This is a genomic window from Xanthobacter sp. DMC47 (assembly GCF_056313845.1).
The window spans coordinates 346,111-367,793 of the sequence record NZ_JBQUZM010000001.1 but is presented as its reverse complement, the minus strand read 5'-3'; the positions used below and the strand labels follow the sequence as shown (position 1 = coordinate 367,793).

Below are 21,683 nucleotides of genomic sequence, written 5' to 3'. Positions count from 1 at the left end.
CCGCGTATTTACGGGAAAGTCGGCGCGATCCTTATTGACGTTCGGCGACTCTCCGGTTAGAAGCAGCCCACTTTCGCGGCAGGCGGTCGGCGTCTGAGTGATTGTCCCCTTCGTTTTCAGCGCTCCCAAGTGCTTGAAGGGCCGATCTTGAAGCCGAAACGCTGCCAGGAACAGCACTGCGATAACTTCAGGTGCATGATCGCGGCGCCGGCCGGGAAAAAAGCCCCGGTATAGCGCGCTGTGATCCTCTGTCGCGAGAAAGGCGTGTCTGCCCCCTTTTGGGCGGTGGACGGCGCCTTTCGTGTTCGTTGGTGCGAAGGGAATTCGGGCCCCGTCGGGGCCGGTCGTGGCGATCCCCAAAGGGTCGTCGAAATGAAGGAATGCGGCCCAGGCCGCAGATCAGGACGAGGCGAAGGCGTACATGCCGACGATCAACCAGCTGATCCGTAAGCCGCGCGAAGCGCAGAAGGCGCGCGACAAGGCGCCGGCGCTTCAGGCGAGCCCGCAGAAGCGCGGCGTTTGCACGCGCGTTTACACGACGACCCCGAAGAAGCCGAACTCGGCTCTTCGTAAGGTCGCCAAGGTGCGGCTCACCAACAGCTACGAAGTGATCGGCTACATCCCCGGTGAAGGCCACAACCTTCAGGAACACTCCGTGGTGATGATCCGTGGCGGCCGCGTGAAGGATCTTCCCGGCGTGCGCTACCACATCCTGCGTGGCGTGCTGGATACCCAGGGCGTGAAGAACCGTAAGCAGCGCCGTTCGAAGTACGGCGCGAAGCGGCCGAAGTGATAGTGAGGATCTGAACGATGTCCCGTCGTCACAAGGCCGAGCGCCGCGAAGTCATCCCGGACGCCAAGTATGGCTCGACCACCCTGTCGCGCTTCATGAATTCCGTCATGCGCGACGGCAAGAAGTCGGTTGCCGAAGGCATCGTCTATGGCGCCCTCGACGTGGTCGAGGCCAAGGCCAAGCACGATCCGGTCGAGGTCTTCATCCAGGCGCTCGAGAACGTTGCCCCCGCGGTTGAGGTTCGCTCCCGCCGCGTCGGTGGCGCGACCTACCAGGTCCCGGTCGAGGTGCGCACCGAGCGCCGCCAGACCCTCGCGATCCGCTGGCTCATCGCCTCGGCCCGCGCCCGCAACGAGAAGACCATGGTGGAGCGTCTCTCCGCCGAGCTGCTCGACGCGGCCAACAATCGCGGCTCCGCCGTGAAAAAGCGCGAAGACACGCACCGGATGGCCGAAGCCAACCGCGCGTTCTCGCATTACCGCTGGTGATCGGAGAGGACTGAGCAAATGGCCCGTACTCACGCGATCGAGGACTACCGCAACTTCGGCATCATGGCCCACATCGATGCCGGCAAGACCACGACCACGGAGCGGATCCTCTATTACACCGGCAAGAGCCACAAGATCGGCGAAGTCCATGATGGCGCTGCCACCATGGATTGGATGACCCAGGAGCAGGAACGCGGCATCACCATCACGTCGGCCGCGACGACCGCTATCTGGCAGGGCAAGCGCCTGAACATCATCGACACCCCCGGGCACGTGGACTTCACCATCGAGGTGGAGCGTTCGCTCCGCGTGCTCGACGGCGCCGTGTGCGTGCTGGACGGCAACCAGGGCGTCGAGCCGCAGACCGAGACCGTGTGGCGCCAGGCGGACAAGTACAACGTGCCGCGCGTCGTGTTCGTCAACAAGATGGACAAGATCGGCGCCGACTTCTACCGCTGCGTCGAGATGATCGTGGACCGCGTCGCCGGCAACCCGGTGTGCTGCCAGCTCCCGATCGGCTCGGAGAACAACTTCAAGGGCATCATCGACCTCGTCCGCATGAAGGCGGTCGTGTGGGAAGATGAAGCCCTCGGCGCCAAGTATCATGACGAGGAGATTCCCGCGGATCTCGCCGACAAGGCTGCCGAATACCGCAACAAGCTGGTGGAAGCCGCCGTCGAGCTCGACGACGACGCCATGGCTGCCTATCTCGACGGCACCGAGCCGGACGAGGCGACCCTCAAGCGCCTGATCCGCCTCGCCGTCATCGGCCGCAAGTTCAACCCCGTGTTCTGCGGCTCGGCCTTCAAGAACAAGGGCGTGCAGCCCCTGCTCGACGCGGTGGTGGACTATCTGCCGTCGCCGATCGATCGCGGCGCGATCAAGGGCATCGACTTTAAGACCGAGGAAGACACCGTGCGTCTTCCCTCGGACGAGGAGCCGACCTCCGTGCTCGCGTTCAAGATCATGGACGATCCGTTCGTCGGCACCATCACCTTCTGCCGCGTCTACGCCGGCAAGATGGAAACCGGCATGGGCCTGCTCAACTCCACCCGCGACAAGCGCGAGCGCGTCGGCCGGATGCTGCTGATGCACGCCAACAACCGGGAAGACATCAAGGAAGCCTATGCGGGCGACATCGTCGCCCTCGCCGGCCTCAAGGATGTGCGCACGGGTGATACCCTCTGCGATCCGGCCAAGGCCGTGATCCTGGAGAAGATGGAATTCCCCGAGCCGGTCATCGAGATCGCGATCGAGCCGAAGTCCAAGGCCGACCAGGAGAAGCTGGGCATCGCCCTCTCCAAGCTGGCCGCCGAGGATCCGTCCTTCCGCGTGTCGACCGACTTCGAGAGCGGCCAGACCATCCTCAAGGGGATGGGCGAACTGCATCTCGACATCAAGGTCGACATCCTGAAGCGCACCTACAAGGTGGACGCCAACATCGGCGCTCCGCAGGTCGCCTATCGTGAGACCCTCACGAAGAAGACCGAGGTGGACTACACCCACAAGAAGCAGACCGGTGGTACCGGCCAGTTCGCGCGGGTGAAGTTCACGGTGGAGCCGAACGAGGCCGGCAAGGGCTTCGCCTTCGAGAGCGCCATCGTCGGCGGCGCGGTGCCGAAGGAGTACATCCCGGGCGTCCAGAAGGGCCTCGAGAGCGTGCTTGGCGCCGGCGTGCTGGCGGGCTTCCCGGTGGTGGACGTCAAGGTGACGCTCACCGACGGCGCGTTCCACGAAGTGGACTCGTCGGCCCTGGCGTTCGAGATCGCGTCCCGCGCGGCGTTCCGCGAGGCCCTTCAGAAGGGCTCCTCGGTGCTGCTCGAGCCGATCATGAAGGTCGAGGTGGTGACCCCGGAAGACTACACCGGCTCGGTCATCGGCGACCTGAACTCCCGTCGTGGCCAGATCCAGGGCCAGGACATGCGTGGCAATGCGAACGTCATCAACGCGATGGTGCCGCTGGCCAACATGTTCGGCTACGTGAACACCCTGCGCTCCTTCAGCCAGGGCCGCGCCACCTTCACCATGCAGTTCGACCACTACGAGCAGGTGCCGTCGAACGTCGCTCAGGAGGTCCAGGCCAAGTACGCGTGATCGCGTTGGCCTGAACCCCACTTCACCCTATCGGATCACGCCAGAGAGACCCAACGGAGAGTCCCATGGCCAAAGAGAAGTTCAACCGCTCGAAGCCGCACTGCAACATCGGCACGATCGGTCACGTTGATCACGGCAAGACGTCTCTGACGGCTGCGATCACGAAGATCCTTGCGGAGTCTGGCGGCGCGACGTTCACGGCGTACGACCAGATCGACAAGGCGCCGGAAGAGAAGGCGCGCGGCATCACGATCTCGACCGCTCACGTCGAGTACGAGACCAACAACCGCCACTACGCGCACGTCGACTGCCCCGGGCACGCCGACTACGTGAAGAACATGATCACCGGCGCGGCGCAGATGGACGGCGCGATCCTGGTGGTGTCGGCGGCCGACGGCCCGATGCCGCAGACCCGTGAGCACATCCTGCTCGCCCGTCAGGTCGGCGTGCCGGCGCTGGTGGTGTTCCTGAACAAGTGCGACATGGTCGACGATCCCGAGCTGCTCGAGCTCGTGGAGATGGAGGTGCGCGAGCTCCTCTCGAAGTACGACTTCCCCGGCGACGACATCCCGATCATCCGCGGCTCGGCGCTGGTTGCGCTCGAGAACGGCGATCCAGAGCTGGGCAAGAACGCGGTGCTGAAGCTGATGGAGGCGGTCGACGCCTACATCCCGCAGCCCGAGCGTCCCATCGACCTGCCGTTCCTGATGCCGATCGAAGACGTGTTCTCGATCTCCGGCCGCGGCACCGTGGTGACCGGCCGTGTCGAGCGCGGCATCATCAAGGTGGGCGAGGAAGTCGAGATCGTCGGCATCCGCCCGACCGTCAAGACGACCGTGACCGGCGTCGAGATGTTCCGCAAGCTGCTCGACCAGGGCCAGGCCGGCGACAACGTCGGCATCCTGCTGCGCGGCACCAAGCGCGAGGACGTGGAGCGTGGCCAGGTCGTGTGCAAGCCGGGTTCGGTGAAGCCGCACACCAAGTTCAAGGCCGAGGCCTACATCCTGACGAAGGAAGAGGGTGGCCGTCACACCCCCTTCTTCACCAACTACCGCCCGCAGTTCTACTTCCGCACGACGGACGTGACCGGCGTGTGCACGCTGCCCGAAGGCACCGAAATGGTGATGCCGGGCGACAACGTGTCGATGGACGTGCACCTGATCGTTCCGATCGCCATGGAGGAGAAGCTGCGCTTCGCCATCCGTGAAGGCGGCCGCACCGTCGGCGCCGGCGTCGTCGCCGCCATCATCGAGTGATCAACAAGAACGAAACGCGCTGCGCACCGGCGTGCGCGTTTCCTCTTCCTGGAGCCAATTGAGCCATGAACGGCCAGAACATTCGAATTCGCCTGAAGGCGTTCGATCACCGCATCCTCGATGCGTCGACGCGCGAGATCGTCGCCACGGCCAAGCGCACGGGCGCGCAGGTGCGCGGCCCGATCCCGCTGCCCACGCGGATCGAGAAGTTCACCGTCAACCGTTCGCCTCACATCGACAAGAAGTCGCGTGAGCAGTTCGAGATGCGCACCCACAAGCGCCTGCTCGATATCGTCGATCCGACGCCCCAGACGGTGGACGCGCTGATGAAGCTCGACCTCGCCGCCGGCGTTGACGTCGAAATCAAGCTCTGACGTGGTGCGAGGAGACACGACCATGCGGTCAGGCGTCATCGCCCAGAAGGTCGGCATGACCCGCATCTTCACCGATGCTGGCGAGCATTTGCCGGTCACTGTGCTGAAGGTTGAGAGCTGCCAGGTGGTTGCCCACCGCACGCTCGAGAAGAATGGCTACGTCGCGGTCCAGCTCGGTGCTGGCCGTCGCAAGCCGAAGAACGTGACCCGCGCCGAGCGCGGCCACTTCGCGGTCGCTCAGGTCGAGCCCAAGCGGAAGATGGCCGAGTTCCGCGTGCCGGAAGACGGGCTCATCCCCGTCGGTGCCGAGATCACCGCTGACCACTTCGTCGTGGGCCAGTATGTGGACGTCACCGGCACCACCATCGGCAAGGGCTTCGCCGGCGGCATGAAGCGCCACAATTTCGGTGGTCTTCGCGCCTCGCACGGCGTCTCCATCTCGCATCGTTCGATCGGTTCGACCGGCGGCCGTCAGGACCCCGGCAAGACCTTCAAGAACAAGAAGATGCCCGGCCACATGGGTGACGTCACCGTTACCACCCAGAACCTGAAGGTCGTGATGACCGACGTCGAGCGCGGCCTCATCGCCGTCGAAGGCGCCGTTCCCGGCCACGCGGGTGGCTGGATCACCGTGCGCGACGCCGTGAAGAAGAGGCTGCCCGCCGAGGCCCCCAAGCCCGGCGCGTTCAAGCTCGGCAACGGTTCGGACGCGGCCCCCGCCGCTGAAGCCGCCAATGAGGAGGGCGCGTGATGGAACTCACCGTCAAGACGCTCGACGGCTCCGAAGCCGGCTCCGTGACCCTGTCGGACGAGATCTTCGGTCTCGAGCCGCGCGCGGACATCCTGCACCGCTGCGTGACCTGGCAGCTGGCGCGCCGGCAGGCCGGCACGCACCGCACCAAGGGCCGTTCGGAAATCAACCGCACGTCCAAGAAGCTGTACAAGCAGAAGGGCACCGGCAACGCCCGTCACGGCGCCGCGTCCGCTCCGCAGTTCCGCGGCGGCGGTCGTGCCTTCGGCCCGGTGGTGCGTTCGCACGCCATCGACCTGCCGAAGAAGGTCCGTGCCCTCGCGCTGAAGCATGCGCTGTCGTCGAAGGCGAAGGCCGAGCAGATCATCGTGCTCGACACCGCCAACCTCGCCGACCCCAAGACCAAGGCGCTCAAGGAGCGGCTTGAGAAGCTCGGCATCTCGTCCGTTCTCTTCGTGGACGGCGCCCAGGTGGAGCAGAACATCGCGCTCGCGGCGCGCAACCTGCCCTACGTGGACGTGCTGCCCATCCAGGGCATCAACGTCTATGACATCCTGCGCCGCGACACCCTGGTCCTGACCAAGGCCGCCGTGGACGCGCTGGAGGCGCGCTTCAAATGAGCACGCGCAACATCGAACCGCGTCATTACGACGTGATCGTCTCGCCCGTCATCACCGAGAAGGCGACGACCGCGAGCGAGCAGAACAAGGTTGTCTTCAACGTCGCGAAGACCGCTTCCAAGCCTTCCATCAAGGAAGCCGTGGAGAAGCTTTTCGACGTGAAGGTCAAGAGCGTGAACACGCTGGTCCGCAAGGGCAAGACGAAGATCTTCAAGGGCCGCAAGGGCGTCCAGAGCGACGTCAAGAAGGCGGTCGTGACCCTCGAAGAGGGCCAGAAGATCGACATCACCACGGGCCTCTGAGAGCCGAGGGGAACGGGATAAGACCATGGCGCTGAAGCATTTCAAGCCGGTCACGCCGAGCCTTCGCCAGCTCGTGATCGTGGACCGCTCCGGCCTCTACAAGGGCAAGCCGGTCAAGACCCTGACCGAGGGCAAGAGCTCCTCGGGCGGACGCAATAACAATGGCCGCATCACCGTCCGCTTCCGCGGCGGTGGCCACAAGCAGACCTACCGTCTGGTCGACTTCAAGCGCCTCAAGCGCGGCATGTCGGCGACGGTGGAGCGGCTTGAGTACGATCCCAACCGCACCTCGTTCATCGCCCTCATCAAGTATGAGGACGGCGAGCTGGCCTACATCCTGGCGCCGCAGCGCCTGGCCGTGGGCGACCAGGTGATCGCCGGCGACAGCGTGGACGTGAAGCCTGGCAATGCCGGTCCGCTGTCCTCGCTCCCGGTCGGCACGATCGTGCACAACGTCGAGCTGAAGATCGGCAAGGGTGGCCAGATCGCCCGCTCCGCCGGCACCTACGCGCAGATCGTGGGTCGCGACGAGGGCTACGTGATCGTCCGCCTGAACTCCGGCGAGCAGCGCCTCGTGCATGGCGCTTGCTATGCCACGGTGGGCGCGGTTTCGAACCCGGACCACATGAACATCTCGCTGGGCAAGGCCGGCCGCAGCCGGTGGCTGGGCCAGCGTCCGCATAACCGCGGCGTCGTCATGAACCCGGTGGATCACCCGCACGGCGGCGGTGAAGGCCGCACCTCGGGCGGCCGTCATCCGGTCACGCCCTGGGGCATCCCCACCAAGGGCAAGAAGACCCGCAGCAACAAGGCGACGGACAAGTTCATCGTGTCCAGCCGCCACAAGCGCAAGAAGTGAGGGCCTGAGCTATGTCTCGCTCTGTCTGGAAAGGCCCGTTCGTCGACGGCTACCTGCTGAAGAAGGCGGAAGCTGCCGCGGGTTCGGGTCGCCGCGATGTGATCAAGATCTGGAGCCGGCGCTCCACCATTCTGCCCCAGTTCGTGGGCTTAACCTTCGGCGTCTACAACGGTCACAAGCACGTGCCCGTGAATGTCACCGAGGACATGATCGGCCAGAAGTTCGGCGAGTTCGCTCCGACGCGGACTTACTACGGGCACGCGGCCGACAAGAAGTCGAAGCGGCGGTGATCGGTCATGGGTAAGCAGGCAAAGCCCCGCGCGCTCGCGGACAACGAAGCCAAGGCGGTGGCGCGCAACCTGCGCGTCTCGCCCCAGAAGCTCAACCTCGTCGCGGGCCTGATCCGCGGCAAGAAGGTGGCGACGGCGCTCGCCGATCTCGAGTTCTCTCACAAGCGGATCGCCCGCGACGTGAAGAAGTGCCTCGAGAGCGCGATCGCCAACGCCGAGAACAACCACGAGCTCGATGTCGACGATCTCATCGTCGCCGAGGCGCACGTGGGCAAGGGTCTGGTCATGAAGCGGTTCTCGCCGCGGGCGCGCGGTCGCGCCTCGCGCATCGAGAAGCCCTTCGCCCACATCACCATCGTGGTGCGGGAAGTCGAGGAGCGGGCCTGATGGGTCAGAAGGTCAATCCGGTCGGGCTCCGGCTCGGCATCAACCGCACGTGGGATAGCCGCTGGTTCGCCAACAAGGGCGAGTACGGCAAGCTCCTGCACGAGGACATCAAGATCCGCGAGATGCTGATGAAGCAGCTCAAGCAGGCGGCGGTGTCCAAGGTGGTGATCGAGCGCCCGCACAAGAAGTGCCGCGTGACCATCTACTCGGGTCGTCCGGGCGTGGTCATCGGCAAGAAGGGCGCGGACATCGACAAGCTGCGCAAGAAGGTCTCCGAGATGACCAACTCGGAAGTCTTCATCAACATCGTCGAGATCCGGAAGCCGGAAATCGACGCGCGCCTCGTCGCCGAGTCCATCGCCCAGCAGCTGGAGCGCCGCGTGGCCTTCCGTCGCGCCATGAAGCGCGCCGTGCAGTCCGCCATGCGCCTCGGCGCCGAAGGCATCCGTATCAATTGCTCGGGCCGTCTCGGCGGCGCTGAGATCGCGCGCCTTGAGTGGTACCGCGAGGGCCGCGTTCCGCTGCACACCCTGCGTGCGGACGTGGACTACGGCACCGCCACCGCCTTCACCACCTACGGCACCTGCGGTGTCAAGGTGTGGATCTTCAAGGGCGAGATCCTCGAGCACGATCCCATGGCGCAGGACAAGCGCCAGGCCGAGCAGGAAGCCGGTCCCTCCTCGCGTCCCCCGCGGCGCGAGCGCGGTGACCGTGAGCGTGGCGATCGCGGCGATCGCGGCGACCGCGGCTCCCGGGCTTGATGGCCGGCTAGAGAGAAGGCGATCAAGCCATGCTGCAACCCAAGCGCACCAAGTTCCGCAAGCAGTTCAAGGGACGCATTCACGGCGTCGCCAAGGGCGGCACGGAATTGAACTTCGGCGAATTCGGCCTCAAGGCCGTCGAGCCGGAGCGCGTGACTGCCCGCCAGATCGAGGCGGCCCGCCGCGCGCTCACCCGCCACATGAAGCGCGCCGGACGCGTCTGGATCCGGGTGTTCCCCGATGTCCCGGTGTCGGCCAAGCCCACGGAAGTCCGTATGGGTAAGGGCAAGGGCGCGCCCGAGTATTGGGCGGCTCGCGTCAAGCCCGGCCGCATCATGTTCGAGATCGACGGGGTGAGCGTCGAGCTCGCTCGCGAGGCGCTGACCCTCGCGGCGGCCAAGCTGCCCATCAAGACGCGCTTCATCCAGCGCATCGCCGAGTGAGGAGAGGCTCATGAAAGCCGAGGACGTTCGGGCCCTCAGCCCCGATCAGCTCGCCGATGAGCTGCTGAAGCTGAAGAAGGAACAGTTCAACCTGCGCTTCCAGAAGGCGACGGGTCAGCTGGAGAATACCGCCCGGTCCAAGCAGATCCGCCGCGACATCGCGCGGATCAAGACCGTGCAGACCGACAAGCGCACCGGTTCGCCGGTGCAGAAGGCGAAGTGAGGAAGCGATGCCGAAGCGCGTGCTCCAGGGCGTCGTGGTGAGCGACAAGACCGACAAGACCGTGGTGGTCCGGGTGGAGCGTCGCTTCACCCACCCGCTGCTCAAGAAGACCGTGCGCCGGTCCAAGAAGTATCATGCCCACGACGAGGCCAATAACTGGCACGTGGGCGATACGGTGTGGATCGAGGAGCACCGTCCGATCTCGAAGCTGAAGAACTGGATCGTGATCCAGGGCGAAAAGCGCGCCGAGGTCTGATAGAGAGTTTCCCGTCCGGATGGATCGTCCGGCCGGGAGGGCTCCGGTGCCGGGTCCGTCGATCGTCCCTCGGGAGGATCGAGTGGAGACCGCACCGCGGCAACACCGTGTTCCGATGAGCGGGCACGGCGAACAAGGGTTGAGGCAATGCCGGTGCGCCGGCGGCGCTGGATGACGAGAACAGGTGCGTCATGATCCAGATGCAGACCAATCTCGACGTGGCGGACAATTCCGGCGCCCGTCGCGTCATGTGCATCAAGGTACTTGGCGGCTCGAAGCGGAAGTATGCCCACGTCGGCGACATCATCGTGGTGTCCGTCAAGGAGGCGATCCCGCGCGGCCGCGTGAAGAAGGGCGACGTGATGAAGGCCGTGGTGGTTCGCACCGCCAAGGACATCCGTCGCGTCGATGGCTCGGTCATCCGCTTCGACAAGAACGCGGCCGTGCTGATCAACAACAACAAGGAGCCGGTGGGCACCCGCATCTTCGGACCGGTTCCGCGCGAGCTGCGCTCCAAGAACCACATGAAGATCATCTCGCTGGCGCCGGAGGTGCTGTGATGGCCGCGAAGATCAAGAAGGGCGACAAGGTCGTCGTCCTCGCCGGCCGCGACAAGGGCCGCACCGGCGAGGTCATTCAGGTGATGCCGAAGGACGAGAAGGCTCTCGTGCGCGGCGTGAATATCGTGAAGCGTCACCAGCGCCAGTCGGCGAACCAGGAAGGCGGGATCATCTCCAAGGAGGCTCCCATCCACCTGTCGAACGTCGCCATTGCCGATCCCAAGGACGGCAAGCCGACCCGCGTCGGCTTCGATGTGCTGGAGGACGGACGCAAGGTCCGCGTGGCCAAGCGTTCCGGGGAGAGGATCGATGGCTGAGGCGACCTACAACGCGCGGCTGCGCACCTTCTATGACGAGGTGGTGCGGCCGAAGATGATCGAGCAGTTCGGCTACAAGAACCCCATGGAAGTGCCGGTCATCGAGAAGATCGTCATCAACATGGGCGTGGGCGAAGCCACCGCCGACACCAAGAAGGTGACGACCGCCGCCGCGGACCTCGCCCAGATCGCCGGCCAGAAGCCGGTCATCACCCGGGCCCGCAAGGCGATCTCGAACTTCAAGCTGCGCGAGAACCAGCCGGTCGGCGCGAAGGTCACCCTTCGCAAGACCCGCATGTACGAGTTCATGGACCGCCTCGTGACCGTGGCTCTGCCCCGCGTCCGCGACTTCCGCGGCCTGAACCCGAAGAGCTTCGACGGCCGTGGCAACTATGCCATGGGCGTGAAGGAGCACATCGTGTTCCCCGAGATCAACTACGACCGCGTCGAGCAGATCTGGGGCATGGACATCATCGTGTGCACCACGGCGAAGACCGACGAGGAAGCCCGCGCGCTTCTGAAGGCCTTCAACTTCCCCTTCCGCCAGTGAACGGGTATGAGGGGCGCTTCGCTCGAAGCGCCTCTTCGGTTCCGGCCTCTCGCCGGACCCGGACGACACGACGAGTGAAGACATGATTTTCCGGCCGTGAGGGGCTCAGGACGAGCTGCTCAGACGCGGAGAACAGGAGCTTAAGATGGCGAAGAAGAGCGCGATCGAGACGAACGAGCGCCGCCGTAAGCTGGCCACTGGCCAGGCGGCGAAGCGCGCGCGTCTGAAGGCGATCGTGAATGACAAGACCCTGCCGATCGAGGAGCGCTTCCAGGCGACCCTCAAGCTGGCGGAAATGCCGCGCAACGGCGCGAAGATCCGGATCCGCAACCGCTGCGAGGTGACTGGCCGTCCGCGTGCCTTCTACCGCAAGCTCAAGATGAGCCGTATCGCGCTGCGCGAGCTGGGCAACCAGGGCATGGTGCCCGGCCTCGTGAAGTCGAGCTGGTGAGGAGGGAACGATGGCTGTAACTGATCCCATCGGCGATCTGATCACCCGCATCCGCAACGCCCAGATGCGCCGCAAGGACAAGACCTCGACCCCCGGCTCGCGTCTGCGCGCCTCGGTGCTCGATGTGCTCCGCGACGAGGGCTACATCCGCGGCTACACCTCGACCGATCACGGCAACGGCCGGACCGAGTTCGAGATCGAGCTCAAGTATTTCGACGGAACGCCGGTGATCCGCGAGATCGCTCGCGTGTCGAAGCCCGGCCGCCGCGTCTATGCGGCCGTCAAGAACCTTCCCCGCGTCGCCAACGGTCTCGGCATCGCGGTCGTCTCCACGCCCCAGGGCGTGATGGCCGACCACGAAGCCCGCGACAAGAACGTCGGCGGCGAAGTGCTCTTCACCGTGTTCTGACGACGGAGGACAAGATGTCGAAGATCGGCAAGTTGCCCGTCGCCATTCCGGCTGGTGTCACCGCCAGCCTGGACGGACAGACGGTGAAGGTGAAGGGGCCCAAGGGCGCCCTCGAAGTGACCCTGGTGGAAGAGATTGCCGCCAAGGTCGAAGGCTCGGAGATCAAGCTCGCCATGAACGGCGAGACCTCCCGGCACAAGGCCATGTGGGGCATGTCCCGCACGCTGGTTTCCAACCTGGTCGAAGGCGTGACCAAGGGCTTCGAGAAGAAGCTCGAGATCACCGGCGTCGGCTACAAGGCGGCGGTGCAGGGCAAAAACCTGAACCTCTCGCTCGGCTACAGCCACGACGTGATCTACGCGATCCCCGAGGGCATCCAGATCGTCACCCCCAAGCCCACCGAAGTGGTGATCTCGGGCATCGACCGGCAGAAGGTCGGCCAGGTGGCGGCGGAGATCCGCGAGTTCCGTGGCCCCGAACCCTACAAGGGCAAGGGCGTCAAGTATGCCGGCGAATTCATCTTCCGCAAGGAAGGCAAGAAGAAGTGACGGAGGCGAACCATGGCTAAGGATTTGGAGGCGCAGGCGCGCCGCAAGGCCAAGGTGCGCCGTGCGATCCGCGTTGCTGCGAGCGGGCGTCCCCGCCTGTCGGTGCACCGGACCTCGCAGCACATCTATGCGCAGATCATCGACGATGCGAAGGGCGAGACTCTCGCCGCTGCATCGAGCCTCGAGAAGGATCTGCGCGGGTCGCTGAAGACCGGTGCGGACACCGAGGCCGCCAAGACCATCGGCAAGCTCGTTGCCGAGCGGGCGGTGGCGAAGGGCGTGACTGCGGTCGTCTTCGACCGTGGCGCATACATCTATCATGGGCGCGTCAAGGCGCTCGCTGAGGGCGCCCGCGAAGGCGGCCTTCAGTTCTGACGCAAGGACGAGCGAACATGGCCCGTGAACGGGAACAGCGCCACGAGCGCGAGGACCGCGACAATACGTTCGTGGACAAGCTGGTCCACATCAACCGCGTCGCCAAGGTTGTGAAGGGCGGCCGTCGCTTCGGCTTCGCTGCCCTGGTGGTGGTCGGTGACCAGAAGGGCCGCGTCGGCTTCGGCCACGGCAAGGCCCGCGAGGTGCCGGAGGCCATTCGCAAGGCCACCGAGAGCGCCAAGCGCGCCCTCATCCGCGTGCCGCTGCGCGAAGGCCGGACCCTGCACCACGACGTGCATGGTCACCACGGTGCTGGCAAGGTGGTGCTCCGCGCCGCCCCGGCCGGTACCGGCATCATCGCCGGCGGCCCGATGCGCGCGGTGTTCGAGACTCTCGGCATGCACGATGTGGTGGCGAAGTCCTTCGGGTCTTCCAACCCCTACAACATGGTGCGCGCCACCTTCGACGCCCTGAAGAACCAGGACTCGCCGCGCTCCGTCGCTGCGCGTCGCGGCATCAAGGTCTCCCAGCTCCAGTCCCGCCGCCGCGTCGAAGACGCGGAAGCGACCGACTGAGCGGCGCAGACCGAAGGATAGGATTGCGCCATGAGCGACAAGACCATCACCGTGGAGCAGATCGGCTCGCCGATCCGCCGCCCGTTCGACCAGGAGGCCACCCTCGTCGGCCTCGGGCTGAACAAGCGGCACCGCCGCTCCACTCTCAAGGATACCCCGGCCGTCCGCGGCATGATCGCCAAGGTCGCCCACCTCGTCCGTGTGGTCGAGTGAGGAGCGGGACATGAAGCTCGACGAAATCAGGGACAATCCCGGCGCCCGCAAGAAGCGGATGCGCGTGGGTCGGGGCATCGGCTCCGGCAAGGGCAAGACCGCAGGCCGCGGCGTGAAGGGTCAGAAGGCCCGGACCGGCGTCGCCATCAAGGGCTTCGAAGGCGGCCAGATGCCGCTGCATCGTCGCCTGCCGAAGCGCGGCTTCCACAACATCTTTCGCCTGGACTACAACGAGGTCTCCCTCGCCAAGATCCAGGCTGCGGTCGATGCCGGCCGTCTCGACGCGGGCCAGCCCGTGACCGAGGCCGCCCTCGTCACCGCCGGCGTGCTCCGCCGGGCAAAGGATGGCGTGCGCGTGCTCGGCACCGGTGAGCTGTCCGCCAAGGTGACGCTGGAAGTGGCCTACGCCACCAAGTCCGCCGTCGCCGCCGTGGAGAAGGCCGGTGGCTCGGTGACCGTGCTCGCGGCGGCCGTCGAGGCCGAGTGAGCCGAGGCTGATCCGGAACAGGGGACGGCGCGGGGCTTCATGGCCGCCGCGCCGAACCCATGTTCGGGCCAACCTCTTGCGGATGCCCGGCCGGTGGCCGGGTCCTCGTGTTTCGGGCGGCGCGTGTCGCTTGCCCTGTTTAGGTGACGCTCAGGTGCCGCCGTAGGTGTGACGGGTGTGATGGTCCCTTGGGTCCATCACCCGAGTGGGTTCGGCCCCGCGTGCCGTCAGCGGCGCACCATCGGCCGGATATCGGCTCTTTCTGCCGGCCTGCGGCCATCCGTCGCGCCGGCCCAGTTTGCCCCAACGCTCTGTTCGGGACTCATGGTCCAGGACGCGCCCGGGCACCGGCCCCATGGCATTCCCGCCAGGGTCCATCGCTTCGGCAAGGGAGCCGGTTGCGGGACCGTCGGCGGGGAGCCTTGGTCCCTTTGCCTTGGCACCCGAGCGTTGCGCCCTCATATAAGGGCCGCCCACCAGGGTGGCGTCCATCGGAGCAAGGCATGGTCTCGGCGGCGGAACAACTCGCGGCGAACCTCAATTTCGGTGCCCTCGGCAAGGCCGAGGAGCTGAAGAAGCGCATCTGGTTCACCCTCGGCGCGCTTCTCGTCTACCGGCTCGGCACCTACATCCCCATGCCCGGCATCAATCCGGACGCGCTGGCGGACGTCTTCAAGAACGCCCAGCAGGGAATCATCGGCCTCTTCAACATGTTCTCGGGCGGCGCCGTGCAGCGCATGGCGATCTTCGCCCTGAACATCATGCCGTACATCTCCGCCTCCATCATCATCCAGCTCCTCACCAGCGTCTCGCCGACGCTGGAGGCGCTGAAGAAGGAAGGCGAGGCGGGCCGCAAGCAGCTCAACCAGTACACCCGCTACCTCACCGTGGTGCTGGCCCTGTTCCAGGCCTACGGCATCGCCGTCGGCCTCGAGGGCTCGGGCAGCGTGGTGGCGGAGCCCGGCTGGTTCTTCCGCATCTCCACGGTCATCACCCTCACCGGCGGCACCATGTTCCTGATGTGGCTGGGTGAGCAGATCACCTCGCGCGGCATCGGCAACGGCACCTCGCTCATCATCTTCGCCGGCATCGTCGCCGAGCTGCCGGGCGCCTTCGTGCGCACCCTGGAACTCGGCCGTGAGGGCGCCATCTCCACGGTGGTGATTCTCGGCATGATCCTGATGGCCGTGGTGGTCATCGCCTTCATCGTGTTCATGGAGCGGGCCCAGCGCCGGCTGCTGATCCAGTATCCCAAGCGCCAGGTGGGCAACCGCATCTATGAGGGCCAGTCCTCGCACCTGCCGCTGAAGCTGAATACGTCGGGCGTCATCCCGCCTATCTTCGCCTCCTCGCTGCTCCTCATCCCCACCACCATCGCCAGCTTCATGCAGGGCTCGGGGCCGGAGTGGCTGCAGACCGTCACCACCCACATCGGCCACGGGCGCCCGCTCTACATGGTGCTGTATGTGGCGCTGATCGTGTTCTTCTGCTTCTTCTACACCGCGATCGTGTTCAATCCGGTGGAGACGGCCGACAATCTGAAGAAGCACGGCGGCTTCATTCCCGGCATCCGCCCCGGCGAGCGGACGGCCGAGTACATCGACTATGTGCTGACCCGCATCACCGTGGTGGGCGCCGCCTACATTGCGGCGGTTTGCCTCTTCCCCGAACTGCTGATTTCCTACGCCTCTCTTCCGTTCTATTTCGGAGGAACGTCGCTTCTGATCGTGGTCAGCGTGACCATGGACACCGTGTCCCAGATCCAGGGACATCTGTTGGCCCACCAGTACGAAGGACTGGTCAAGAAGGCCAAGCTGCGCGGGGGGAGGAGGAAGTAATATGAGGCTGGTGCTGTTGGGCCCGCCCGGGGCAGGCAAGGGAACTCAGGCACAGCGGCTGGTGGCCCGTCACGGCATCGTCCAGCTTTCCACCGGAGACATGCTGCGCGCGGCGGTTGCCGCGGGCACGCCGGTGGGGCTGAAGGCGAAGGCGGTGATGGATGCCGGCGGGCTGGTCTCGGACGAGATCGTCATCGGCATCATCGCCGAGCGCATCGGCGAGCCGGACGCGAAAAACGGGTTCATCCTCGACGGCTTCCCGCGCACGGTGGCGCAGGCCGAGGCGCTGGACCGGCTGCTCGCCGAGAATGGCCTCAAGCTTGACGCGGTGATCGAGCTGGTGGTGGACCAGGAAAAGCTGGTCAACCGCATCCTCAACCGCGCCGCCGAGGCCGCCGCCAAGGGCGAGCCGGTGCGCAAGGATGATGATCCGGTGGTCTTCAAGACCCGCCTCGAGGCCTACAACCGCGACACCGCGGTGGTGGCGCCCTACTACAAGGCCCGCGGCCAGCTGAAGCAGATCGACGGCATGGCGCCCATCGATCAGGTCACCGCCGCCATCGACGGGGTGCTCGCCGAGGCGGCGTGAGGGCAGGGGGCTTCGGCCTTCCGATAAGAAATCAAGGCCCTTTCGCCGGATGGCGGAAGGGCCTTTTCGTTGGGCATCTTGGGGTGGGGGCGGAGAGCCGGGACAATCGCTCCATGCAGCGGGACTTCGGCAAGATCGACGTCAAAGCGGCGATCAGCGCCGTCCGGCAAGTCCTGATCGATGTGTGGGATCCCATCGGTGTCCGGGAGGTTGCCCAGGCGCGAGACGAATACGAAGGCTACGCCGGCCGCGTAGTCCGGGCGCTGGCAGACGGCGCCAGCGTTGCGGCTATCCAGTCGCTGCTCGAGCACATCGCCGTGAGCGAAATCGGCCTTCCCGCCGGTTCCGGCAATCCGCAAGGAGCGGCGGAGCGGATCGTGGCCCTGGGCTGGCCGGAAGGCAGGGGCTCATGCCCTTGACCCCTCGCGGAATCTCCGCTATGGGCACTCCCTCGCTTCGGAACAGGTGCCGTTCGGTCCACCCGAAAGGGTCGGGCAGGGCGGCCGCTTTGTCGTATCCGGGGCAGATTTCGTCAAGATCCCGCATGGGCCGGCCTCCACCGGACGCGGGGACAACAACCGGCCGGCGGCCCTCGGGCTCCGGCGCACATGGAGAGCGCAGTGGCTCGTATTGCAGGCGTCAACATCCCGACCAACAAGCGCGTCGTCATCGCGCTCCAGTACATCCACGGCATCGGCCCCAAGAAGGCTGAAGAGATCGTCGAGAAGGTGGGTATTCCCGCCGAGCGTCGCGTGAACCAGCTGACCGACCAGGAAGTGCTGCAGATCCGCGAGACCATCGACCGCGACTACATCGTGGAAGGCGACCTGCGCCGCGAAGTGGCGATGAACATCAAGCGCCTGATGGACCTCGGCTGCTACCGCGGCCTGCGCCATCGTCGTGGCCTGCCCGTGCGCGGCCAGCGCACCCACACCAACGCCCGCACCCGCAAGGGTCCGGCGAAGCCGATCGCCGGCAAGAAGAAGTGATCGGCCGCAAGGCTTGAGAATTGGGGAGGCCGGCCAAGCCGGCCTTTCCCCGTTGACCGGCCCGTCAAGGGCCATCCCGAGCGCCTGGAGCTACGGGCGCGCCTGAAGGATCTGAGAGACAGATGGCTAAAGAAGCAACACGCGTGAAGCGCCGCGAGCGCAAGAACATCGCCTCCGGCGTGGCGCATGTGAACGCCTCGTTCAACAACACCATGATCACCATCACCGACGCCCAGGGCAACACCATCTCCTGGTCCTCGGCCGGTGCCATGGGCTTCAAGGGCTCGCGCAAGTCCACCCCGTACGCCGCGCAGGTCGCGGCCGAGGACGCGGCCCGCAAGGCGGCCGAGCACGGCATGCGCACCCTGGAAGTGGAAGTCTGCGGTCCGGGTTCGGGCCGTGAGTCCGCTCTTCGCGCGCTGCAGGCGGCGGGCTTCCTCGTCACCTCCATCCGCGACGTGACGCCGATCCCGCACAACGGCTGCCGTCCGCGCAAGCGCCGCCGCGTCTGATCCGCACTTCGTTCCTCCGCGGGCCCGGCCCGTGGGGATCAAGCCCGGTTTCTCCTCCCCCGAGCGGGACGGGCCAGGCCTCCGGTTGAGGCTCACCACCCCGGCAGATGCCGTGGCCCGGCGAGAAAGCAAGGTGAAGCAAGTGATTCAGAAGAACTGGCAAGAGCTGATCAAGCCCGAGAAGCTGCAGGTCAATCCCGGCCACGATCCCAAGCGCCTCGCGACCGTCGTCGCCGAGCCGCTGGAGCGCGGCTTCGGCATGACCCTCGGCAACGCCCTGCGCCGCATCCTCCTGTCGTCGCTCCAGGGCGCGGCGGTGACCTCGATCCACATCGACGGCGTGCTGCACGAGTTCTCGTCGATCCCCGGCGTGCGTGAGGACGTGACGGACATCATCCTCAACGTGAAGGATGTGGCCATCAAGATGCAGGGCGACGGCCCGAAGCGCATGGTGGCCAAGAAGACCGGCCCCGGCGTGCTGGTGGCCGGCGACATCCAGACCGTCGGCGACGTGCAGATCCTGAACCCGCATCTGCCGATCTGCACCCTCGACGAGGGCGCGGAGCTGCGCATCGAGTTCACGGTCGACACCGGCAAGGGCTATGTCGCCGCCGACCGCAACCGTCCCGAGGACGCCCCGATCGGCCTGATCCCGATCGACAGCCTCTACTCGCCGGTGCGCAAGGTCTCCTACAAGGTCGAGAACACCCGTGAGGGCCAGATCCTCGACTATGACAAGCTGACGCTCCAGATCGAGACCAACGGCTCGATCACGGCCGAGGACGCGCTGGCCTATGCCGCGCGCATCCTGCAGGACCAGCTGGAGATCTTCGTCAACTTCGAGGAGCCCAAGCGCGAGAGCGAGGCGACCGCGATCCAGACGCTGCCGTTCTCTCCGGCCCTGCTGAAGAAGGTGGACGAGCTCGAGCTCTCCGTCCGTTCGGCCAACTGCCTGAAGAACGACAACATCGTCTACATCGGCGACCTGATCCAGAAGAGCGAGACGGAGATGCTCCGCACGCCGAATTTCGGCCGCAAGTCGCTCAACGAGATCAAGGAGGTGCTCGCCTCCCTCGGCCTGCATCTCGGCATGGAAGTGCCCGGCTGGCCGCCCGAGAACATCGAAGAGCTGGCCAAGCGCTTCGAGGAGCACTACTGATCCGCAATCCGGGGCGGCACGCTGCCCTGATCCCTTTTGAGCGGCCCGAGCCGCGCAACCCTTCGACCGGCTCGTCCGTCGCTATCTTCAGGAGTTCGCCGTCATGCGTCACGGCAAGGTACACCGCAAGTTCAACCGCACCTGGGAGCACCGCAAGGCGATGTTCTCCAATCTCGCGGGCGCCCTCATCACCCACGAGCAGATCGTGACCACCCTGCCCAAGGCGAAGGATCTTCGTCCGGTGGTGGAGAAGCTCGTGACCCTCGCCCGTCGCGGCGACCTGCACGCCCGCCGCCAGGCCATCGCCGAGCTGAAGGACCAGGCCGTGGTCAAGAAGCTGTTCGACGTGCTGGCGCCCCGCTATGCGGCCCGTCCGGGTGGCTACACCCGCATCGTCAAGGCCGGCTTCCGCTATGGCGACAACACCGCCGTCGCGGTGATCGAGTTCGTGGATCGTGACGTGGACGCCAAGGGCGCCGCCGACCACGCCCGCACCGCTGCGGCTGCTGAAGCCGCGTGAGATCTGGCGGCGTGAGCTGCCTTTGATTTCAGGGTATGAAAAGGGGCGGTCCTCGGACCGCCCTTTTTTCGTTCGAGAGAACGTCTTTCGTTGCGAGGATCGGCTGCACCGCGCGAATCGGCCGGGCCTCCCGCCGCGGCGGGAACGGGTCACCCCGTCCGGCATTGAGCGCGGAGCAGGCTTCAAGGGTGGCGGCGAAGGTCGCGGCAAGGGTAGCGCAATGTTCGGACGGCTCTCAGGTGTGGCGGCAGCGGCCGCCTTCGCTCTTCTCCTCGGCGCGCCCGCCTTCGCCCAATCGGCGGCGCAGCAGCAGAAAGTGCCGGCCTCCCAGGCGGAAGTGACGCTCACCTTCGCGCCGGTGGTGGCGAAGACGGCGCCGGCCGTGGTGAACGTCTATGCGCTGAAGACGGCGCAGCAGCGCGTGAACCCGATCTTCGACGATCCCTTCTTCCGCCGCTTCTTCGGCATGCCCGGCCCCGGCGGGCCGGGTGGTCCCGGCGACGGTCCGGGCCTGCGCGCGCCGGAGCGGGTGCAGCGCTCGCTCGGCTCGGGGGTGATCGTCGATCCCTCGGGGCTGGTGCTCACCAACTACCATGTCATCGAGGGCGCGGACGAAATCCGCATCGCCCTCAACGACCGCCGCGAATACGAGGCCGAGGTGCTGCTGCGCGACCAGCGCACCGACCTCGCCGTGCTGCGCATCAAGAGCGAGGCGAAGGAGCGCTTCCCCTTCCTGGAGCTGGGCGATTCGGACGGGCTCGCCGTGGGCGATCTCGTGCTCGCCATCGGTGATCCCTTCGGCGTCGGACAGACGGTGACGCAGGGCATCGTCTCGGCGCTGGCTCGCACCCAGGTGGGCGTTTCCGACTACCAGTTCTTCATCCAGACCGATGCGGCCATCAATCCCGGCAATTCGGGCGGGCCGCTGGTGGACATGGCCGGGCGCGTGGTGGGGATCAATTCCGCCATCTACTCGCGCTCCGGCGGCTCCCACGGCATCGGCTTCGCCATTCCCGCCAACATGGGCCGGGTGGTGGTGGAGCAGGCGAAGAGCGGGTCGAAGTCCGTGCGCCGCCCGTGGCTGGGCGCCCGGCTGCAACGCGTGACGCCGGACATCGCCGAGAGCCTCGGCCTGCCGCGCCCCACCGGCGTGCTGGTGCAGGGCGTCACCGCCGGCAGCCCCGCCGCCAAGGCCGGGCTCAAGACGGGCGATCTCGTGGTGTCGGTGGAGGGGCAGGGGATCGACGATCCCGAATCCCTCAACTACCGGCTCGCCACCCGCCCCATCGGCGGCAAGGCAGCGCTGCTGGTGAACCGCTCCGGCAAGGAGCAGACGCTGGTGGTGGTGCTGGAAGTCGCGCCCGAGACGGTGCCGCGGGAGGAGCTGCAGCTGCGCGGCCGCTCTCCCTTCGCCGGGGCGACCATCGTCAACCTGTCCCCGGCCGTCGCCGAGGAGCTGAAGGTGGACACCAACGCCACCGGCGTCGTGGTCTATGACGTGGAGGAGAATTCGCCGGCGGCGGCGGCGGGTTTCCGCCCGGGTGACGTCATCGTCGAGGTGAACAACGAAAAGGTCGGCCGCACCGGCGATCTCGGCCAGCTCTCCGCCGTGCCCCAGCGCGGCTGGCGGGTGACGGTGATGCGCGGCGGCCGCAGCATCACCGCGGTCCTGCGCGGCTGAGGCGCGGGAACAC

General features: G+C 66.1%; 33 protein-coding genes. All 33 read left to right on the top strand.

Annotation, left to right across the window (positions count from 1 at the left end; all coding sequences use genetic code 11):
* Nucleotides 1-421: 421 nt before the first annotated feature.
* The 33 genes from rpsL to ACT54R_RS01645 all read left to right on the top strand — a co-directional run bounded on the left by rpsL (nucleotide 422) and on the right by ACT54R_RS01645 (nucleotide 21,670).
* A complete protein-coding gene (rpsL, locus tag ACT54R_RS01805; protein WP_012113697.1) occupies nucleotides 422-793 on the top strand; it encodes a 30S ribosomal protein S12 in 372 nt (123 codons plus the stop codon).
* Between the two features lie 17 nt (nucleotides 794-810).
* Complete coding sequence (gene rpsG, locus ACT54R_RS01800; RefSeq protein WP_024278437.1) at nucleotides 811-1,281, top strand: 30S ribosomal protein S7; 471 nt, start codon at nucleotides 811-813, stop codon at nucleotides 1,279-1,281.
* Nucleotides 1,282-1,299: 18 nt separating this feature from the next.
* Nucleotides 1,300-3,375 (top strand): elongation factor G, encoded by a 2,076-nt coding sequence (gene fusA, locus ACT54R_RS01795; protein ID WP_476322839.1) that lies wholly within the window; start codon nucleotides 1,300-1,302, stop codon nucleotides 3,373-3,375.
* A 65-nt stretch (nucleotides 3,376-3,440) separates the two neighbouring features.
* On the top strand, nucleotides 3,441-4,631 hold the full coding sequence (gene tuf / locus ACT54R_RS01790) for an elongation factor Tu (RefSeq protein WP_029557786.1): 1,191 nt from the start codon (nucleotides 3,441-3,443) through the stop codon (nucleotides 4,629-4,631).
* Nucleotides 4,632-4,696: 65 nt separating this feature from the next.
* On the top strand, nucleotides 4,697-5,005 hold the full coding sequence (gene rpsJ, locus ACT54R_RS01785; protein ID WP_012113701.1) for a 30S ribosomal protein S10: 309 nt from the start codon (nucleotides 4,697-4,699) through the stop codon (nucleotides 5,003-5,005).
* Between the two features lie 22 nt (nucleotides 5,006-5,027).
* On the top strand, nucleotides 5,028-5,756 hold the full coding sequence (gene rplC / locus ACT54R_RS01780; protein ID WP_168458255.1) for a 50S ribosomal protein L3: 729 nt from the start codon (nucleotides 5,028-5,030) through the stop codon (nucleotides 5,754-5,756).
* A complete protein-coding gene (gene rplD, locus ACT54R_RS01775; protein ID WP_476322834.1) occupies nucleotides 5,756-6,376 on the top strand; it encodes a 50S ribosomal protein L4 in 621 nt (206 codons plus the stop codon). The genes rplC and rplD overlap by 1 nt, the downstream gene beginning before the upstream one ends.
* Nucleotides 6,373-6,678 (top strand): 50S ribosomal protein L23, encoded by a 306-nt coding sequence (locus ACT54R_RS01770; protein WP_168458253.1) that lies wholly within the window; start codon nucleotides 6,373-6,375, stop codon nucleotides 6,676-6,678. The genes rplD and ACT54R_RS01770 overlap by 4 nt, the downstream gene beginning before the upstream one ends.
* Before the next feature lie 25 nt (nucleotides 6,679-6,703).
* The gene (rplB, locus tag ACT54R_RS01765; RefSeq protein WP_168458252.1) at nucleotides 6,704-7,537 is read left to right on the top strand and encodes a 50S ribosomal protein L2; all 834 of its coding nucleotides are present in this window, start codon (nucleotides 6,704-6,706) and stop codon (nucleotides 7,535-7,537) included.
* An 11-nt stretch (nucleotides 7,538-7,548) separates the two neighbouring features.
* On the top strand, nucleotides 7,549-7,827 hold the full coding sequence (gene rpsS, locus ACT54R_RS01760; protein WP_168458251.1) for a 30S ribosomal protein S19: 279 nt from the start codon (nucleotides 7,549-7,551) through the stop codon (nucleotides 7,825-7,827).
* A 6-nt stretch (nucleotides 7,828-7,833) separates the two neighbouring features.
* On the top strand, nucleotides 7,834-8,214 hold the full coding sequence (gene rplV, locus ACT54R_RS01755; protein WP_038193664.1) for a 50S ribosomal protein L22: 381 nt from the start codon (nucleotides 7,834-7,836) through the stop codon (nucleotides 8,212-8,214).
* Nucleotides 8,214-8,975, top strand: a complete 762-nt coding sequence (rpsC, locus tag ACT54R_RS01750; protein ID WP_168458250.1) for a 30S ribosomal protein S3 — start codon at nucleotides 8,214-8,216, stop codon at nucleotides 8,973-8,975. Before rplV ends, rpsC begins: the two co-directional genes overlap by 1 nt.
* Nucleotides 8,976-9,004: 29 nt before the next feature.
* A complete protein-coding gene (rplP, locus tag ACT54R_RS01745; protein ID WP_024278447.1) occupies nucleotides 9,005-9,418 on the top strand; it encodes a 50S ribosomal protein L16 in 414 nt (137 codons plus the stop codon).
* Nucleotides 9,419-9,428: 10 nt separating this feature from the next.
* Entirely contained in the window at nucleotides 9,429-9,641 is a 213-nt protein-coding gene (gene rpmC, locus ACT54R_RS01740) for a 50S ribosomal protein L29 (RefSeq protein WP_024278448.1), read from the top strand.
* Between the two features lie 7 nt (nucleotides 9,642-9,648).
* Complete coding sequence (gene rpsQ, locus ACT54R_RS01735; protein ID WP_024278449.1) at nucleotides 9,649-9,897, top strand: 30S ribosomal protein S17; 249 nt, start codon at nucleotides 9,649-9,651, stop codon at nucleotides 9,895-9,897.
* A gap of 191 nt (nucleotides 9,898-10,088) precedes the next feature.
* Entirely contained in the window at nucleotides 10,089-10,457 is a 369-nt protein-coding gene (gene rplN, locus ACT54R_RS01730) for a 50S ribosomal protein L14 (protein ID WP_024278450.1), read from the top strand.
* Entirely contained in the window at nucleotides 10,457-10,774 is a 318-nt protein-coding gene (rplX, locus tag ACT54R_RS01725) for a 50S ribosomal protein L24 (protein ID WP_168458249.1), read from the top strand. Before rplN ends, rplX begins: the two co-directional genes overlap by 1 nt.
* The gene (gene rplE / locus ACT54R_RS01720) at nucleotides 10,767-11,324 is read left to right on the top strand and encodes a 50S ribosomal protein L5 (protein WP_168458248.1); all 558 of its coding nucleotides are present in this window, start codon (nucleotides 10,767-10,769) and stop codon (nucleotides 11,322-11,324) included. The genes rplX and rplE overlap by 8 nt, the downstream gene beginning before the upstream one ends.
* 145 nt (nucleotides 11,325-11,469) lie before the next feature.
* Entirely contained in the window at nucleotides 11,470-11,775 is a 306-nt protein-coding gene (gene rpsN, locus ACT54R_RS01715; RefSeq protein WP_024278453.1) for a 30S ribosomal protein S14, read from the top strand.
* A 10-nt stretch (nucleotides 11,776-11,785) separates the two neighbouring features.
* Nucleotides 11,786-12,184, top strand: coding sequence for a 30S ribosomal protein S8 (rpsH, locus tag ACT54R_RS01710; protein ID WP_168458247.1), 399 nt, complete (start codon nucleotides 11,786-11,788; stop codon nucleotides 12,182-12,184).
* 14 nt (nucleotides 12,185-12,198) lie between these two features.
* On the top strand, nucleotides 12,199-12,732 hold the full coding sequence (gene rplF, locus ACT54R_RS01705; RefSeq protein ID WP_168458246.1) for a 50S ribosomal protein L6: 534 nt from the start codon (nucleotides 12,199-12,201) through the stop codon (nucleotides 12,730-12,732).
* A 12-nt stretch (nucleotides 12,733-12,744) separates the two neighbouring features.
* Entirely contained in the window at nucleotides 12,745-13,107 is a 363-nt protein-coding gene (gene rplR / locus ACT54R_RS01700) for a 50S ribosomal protein L18 (protein WP_168458245.1), read from the top strand.
* A 17-nt stretch (nucleotides 13,108-13,124) separates the two neighbouring features.
* On the top strand, nucleotides 13,125-13,682 hold the full coding sequence (gene rpsE / locus ACT54R_RS01695; RefSeq protein ID WP_024278457.1) for a 30S ribosomal protein S5: 558 nt from the start codon (nucleotides 13,125-13,127) through the stop codon (nucleotides 13,680-13,682).
* Between the two features lie 30 nt (nucleotides 13,683-13,712).
* Nucleotides 13,713-13,895, top strand: coding sequence for a 50S ribosomal protein L30 (gene rpmD, locus ACT54R_RS01690; protein WP_024278458.1), 183 nt, complete (start codon nucleotides 13,713-13,715; stop codon nucleotides 13,893-13,895).
* 10 nt (nucleotides 13,896-13,905) lie between these two features.
* Nucleotides 13,906-14,382, top strand: a complete 477-nt coding sequence (gene rplO / locus ACT54R_RS01685; protein ID WP_476322826.1) for a 50S ribosomal protein L15 — start codon at nucleotides 13,906-13,908, stop codon at nucleotides 14,380-14,382.
* 503 nt (nucleotides 14,383-14,885) lie between these two features.
* Nucleotides 14,886-16,220, top strand: a complete 1,335-nt coding sequence (secY, locus tag ACT54R_RS01680; RefSeq protein WP_168458243.1) for a preprotein translocase subunit SecY — start codon at nucleotides 14,886-14,888, stop codon at nucleotides 16,218-16,220.
* Nucleotide 16,221: 1 nt separating this feature from the next.
* Nucleotides 16,222-16,809 (top strand): adenylate kinase, encoded by a 588-nt coding sequence (locus ACT54R_RS01675; protein ID WP_476322823.1) that lies wholly within the window; start codon nucleotides 16,222-16,224, stop codon nucleotides 16,807-16,809.
* A 113-nt stretch (nucleotides 16,810-16,922) separates the two neighbouring features.
* Entirely contained in the window at nucleotides 16,923-17,228 is a 306-nt protein-coding gene (locus tag ACT54R_RS01670) for a hypothetical protein (protein WP_476322820.1), read from the top strand.
* A 201-nt stretch (nucleotides 17,229-17,429) separates the two neighbouring features.
* Nucleotides 17,430-17,798 (top strand): 30S ribosomal protein S13, encoded by a 369-nt coding sequence (rpsM, locus tag ACT54R_RS01665; RefSeq protein ID WP_024278462.1) that lies wholly within the window; start codon nucleotides 17,430-17,432, stop codon nucleotides 17,796-17,798.
* Nucleotides 17,799-17,920: 122 nt separating this feature from the next.
* Nucleotides 17,921-18,310 carry a 30S ribosomal protein S11 gene (rpsK, locus tag ACT54R_RS01660; RefSeq protein ID WP_024278463.1) on the top strand — a complete coding sequence of 130 codons (390 nt, stop codon included), beginning with the start codon at nucleotides 17,921-17,923 and terminating at the stop codon, nucleotides 18,308-18,310.
* Nucleotides 18,311-18,452: 142 nt separating this feature from the next.
* Nucleotides 18,453-19,469: a DNA-directed RNA polymerase subunit alpha gene (locus ACT54R_RS01655; RefSeq protein ID WP_024278464.1), complete on the top strand. Its 1,017-nt coding sequence runs from the start codon at nucleotides 18,453-18,455 to the stop codon at nucleotides 19,467-19,469.
* 103 nt (nucleotides 19,470-19,572) lie between these two features.
* Entirely contained in the window at nucleotides 19,573-19,989 is a 417-nt protein-coding gene (gene rplQ / locus ACT54R_RS01650; protein WP_024278465.1) for a 50S ribosomal protein L17, read from the top strand.
* Nucleotides 19,990-20,209: 220 nt separating this feature from the next.
* Nucleotides 20,210-21,670 (top strand): DegQ family serine endoprotease, encoded by a 1,461-nt coding sequence (locus ACT54R_RS01645; RefSeq protein ID WP_476322817.1) that lies wholly within the window; start codon nucleotides 20,210-20,212, stop codon nucleotides 21,668-21,670.
* Nucleotides 21,671-21,683 lie beyond the last annotated feature (13 nt).

What these genes read in the sequence shown, in the direction of transcription:
- rpsL (WP_012113697.1), top strand. Translation starts at nt 422, where the DNA reads ATGCCGACGATCAACCAGCTGATCCGTAAGCCGCGCGAAGCGCAGAAG.
- rpsG (WP_024278437.1), top strand. Translation starts at nt 811, where the DNA reads ATGTCCCGTCGTCACAAGGCCGAGCGCCGCGAAGTCATCCCGGACGCC.
- fusA (WP_476322839.1), top strand. Translation starts at nt 1,300, where the DNA reads ATGGCCCGTACTCACGCGATCGAGGACTACCGCAACTTCGGCATCATG.
- tuf (WP_029557786.1), top strand. Translation starts at nt 3,441, where the DNA reads ATGGCCAAAGAGAAGTTCAACCGCTCGAAGCCGCACTGCAACATCGGC.
- rpsJ (WP_012113701.1), top strand. Translation starts at nt 4,697, where the DNA reads ATGAACGGCCAGAACATTCGAATTCGCCTGAAGGCGTTCGATCACCGC.
- rplC (WP_168458255.1), top strand. Translation starts at nt 5,028, where the DNA reads ATGCGGTCAGGCGTCATCGCCCAGAAGGTCGGCATGACCCGCATCTTC.
- rplD (WP_476322834.1), top strand. Translation starts at nt 5,756, where the DNA reads ATGGAACTCACCGTCAAGACGCTCGACGGCTCCGAAGCCGGCTCCGTG.
- ACT54R_RS01770 (WP_168458253.1), top strand. Translation starts at nt 6,373, where the DNA reads ATGAGCACGCGCAACATCGAACCGCGTCATTACGACGTGATCGTCTCG.
- rplB (WP_168458252.1), top strand. Translation starts at nt 6,704, where the DNA reads ATGGCGCTGAAGCATTTCAAGCCGGTCACGCCGAGCCTTCGCCAGCTC.
- rpsS (WP_168458251.1), top strand. Translation starts at nt 7,549, where the DNA reads ATGTCTCGCTCTGTCTGGAAAGGCCCGTTCGTCGACGGCTACCTGCTG.
- rplV (WP_038193664.1), top strand. Translation starts at nt 7,834, where the DNA reads ATGGGTAAGCAGGCAAAGCCCCGCGCGCTCGCGGACAACGAAGCCAAG.
- rpsC (WP_168458250.1), top strand. Translation starts at nt 8,214, where the DNA reads ATGGGTCAGAAGGTCAATCCGGTCGGGCTCCGGCTCGGCATCAACCGC.
- rplP (WP_024278447.1), top strand. Translation starts at nt 9,005, where the DNA reads ATGCTGCAACCCAAGCGCACCAAGTTCCGCAAGCAGTTCAAGGGACGC.
- rpmC (WP_024278448.1), top strand. Translation starts at nt 9,429, where the DNA reads ATGAAAGCCGAGGACGTTCGGGCCCTCAGCCCCGATCAGCTCGCCGAT.
- rpsQ (WP_024278449.1), top strand. Translation starts at nt 9,649, where the DNA reads ATGCCGAAGCGCGTGCTCCAGGGCGTCGTGGTGAGCGACAAGACCGAC.
- rplN (WP_024278450.1), top strand. Translation starts at nt 10,089, where the DNA reads ATGATCCAGATGCAGACCAATCTCGACGTGGCGGACAATTCCGGCGCC.
- rplX (WP_168458249.1), top strand. Translation starts at nt 10,457, where the DNA reads ATGGCCGCGAAGATCAAGAAGGGCGACAAGGTCGTCGTCCTCGCCGGC.
- rplE (WP_168458248.1), top strand. Translation starts at nt 10,767, where the DNA reads ATGGCTGAGGCGACCTACAACGCGCGGCTGCGCACCTTCTATGACGAG.
- rpsN (WP_024278453.1), top strand. Translation starts at nt 11,470, where the DNA reads ATGGCGAAGAAGAGCGCGATCGAGACGAACGAGCGCCGCCGTAAGCTG.
- rpsH (WP_168458247.1), top strand. Translation starts at nt 11,786, where the DNA reads ATGGCTGTAACTGATCCCATCGGCGATCTGATCACCCGCATCCGCAAC.
- rplF (WP_168458246.1), top strand. Translation starts at nt 12,199, where the DNA reads ATGTCGAAGATCGGCAAGTTGCCCGTCGCCATTCCGGCTGGTGTCACC.
- rplR (WP_168458245.1), top strand. Translation starts at nt 12,745, where the DNA reads ATGGCTAAGGATTTGGAGGCGCAGGCGCGCCGCAAGGCCAAGGTGCGC.
- rpsE (WP_024278457.1), top strand. Translation starts at nt 13,125, where the DNA reads ATGGCCCGTGAACGGGAACAGCGCCACGAGCGCGAGGACCGCGACAAT.
- rpmD (WP_024278458.1), top strand. Translation starts at nt 13,713, where the DNA reads ATGAGCGACAAGACCATCACCGTGGAGCAGATCGGCTCGCCGATCCGC.
- rplO (WP_476322826.1), top strand. Translation starts at nt 13,906, where the DNA reads ATGAAGCTCGACGAAATCAGGGACAATCCCGGCGCCCGCAAGAAGCGG.
- secY (WP_168458243.1), top strand. Translation starts at nt 14,886, where the DNA reads ATGGTCTCGGCGGCGGAACAACTCGCGGCGAACCTCAATTTCGGTGCC.
- ACT54R_RS01675 (WP_476322823.1), top strand. Translation starts at nt 16,222, where the DNA reads ATGAGGCTGGTGCTGTTGGGCCCGCCCGGGGCAGGCAAGGGAACTCAG.
- ACT54R_RS01670 (WP_476322820.1), top strand. Translation starts at nt 16,923, where the DNA reads ATGCAGCGGGACTTCGGCAAGATCGACGTCAAAGCGGCGATCAGCGCC.
- rpsK (WP_024278463.1), top strand. Translation starts at nt 17,921, where the DNA reads ATGGCTAAAGAAGCAACACGCGTGAAGCGCCGCGAGCGCAAGAACATC.
- rplQ (WP_024278465.1), top strand. Translation starts at nt 19,573, where the DNA reads ATGCGTCACGGCAAGGTACACCGCAAGTTCAACCGCACCTGGGAGCAC.
- ACT54R_RS01645 (WP_476322817.1), top strand. Translation starts at nt 20,210, where the DNA reads ATGTTCGGACGGCTCTCAGGTGTGGCGGCAGCGGCCGCCTTCGCTCTT.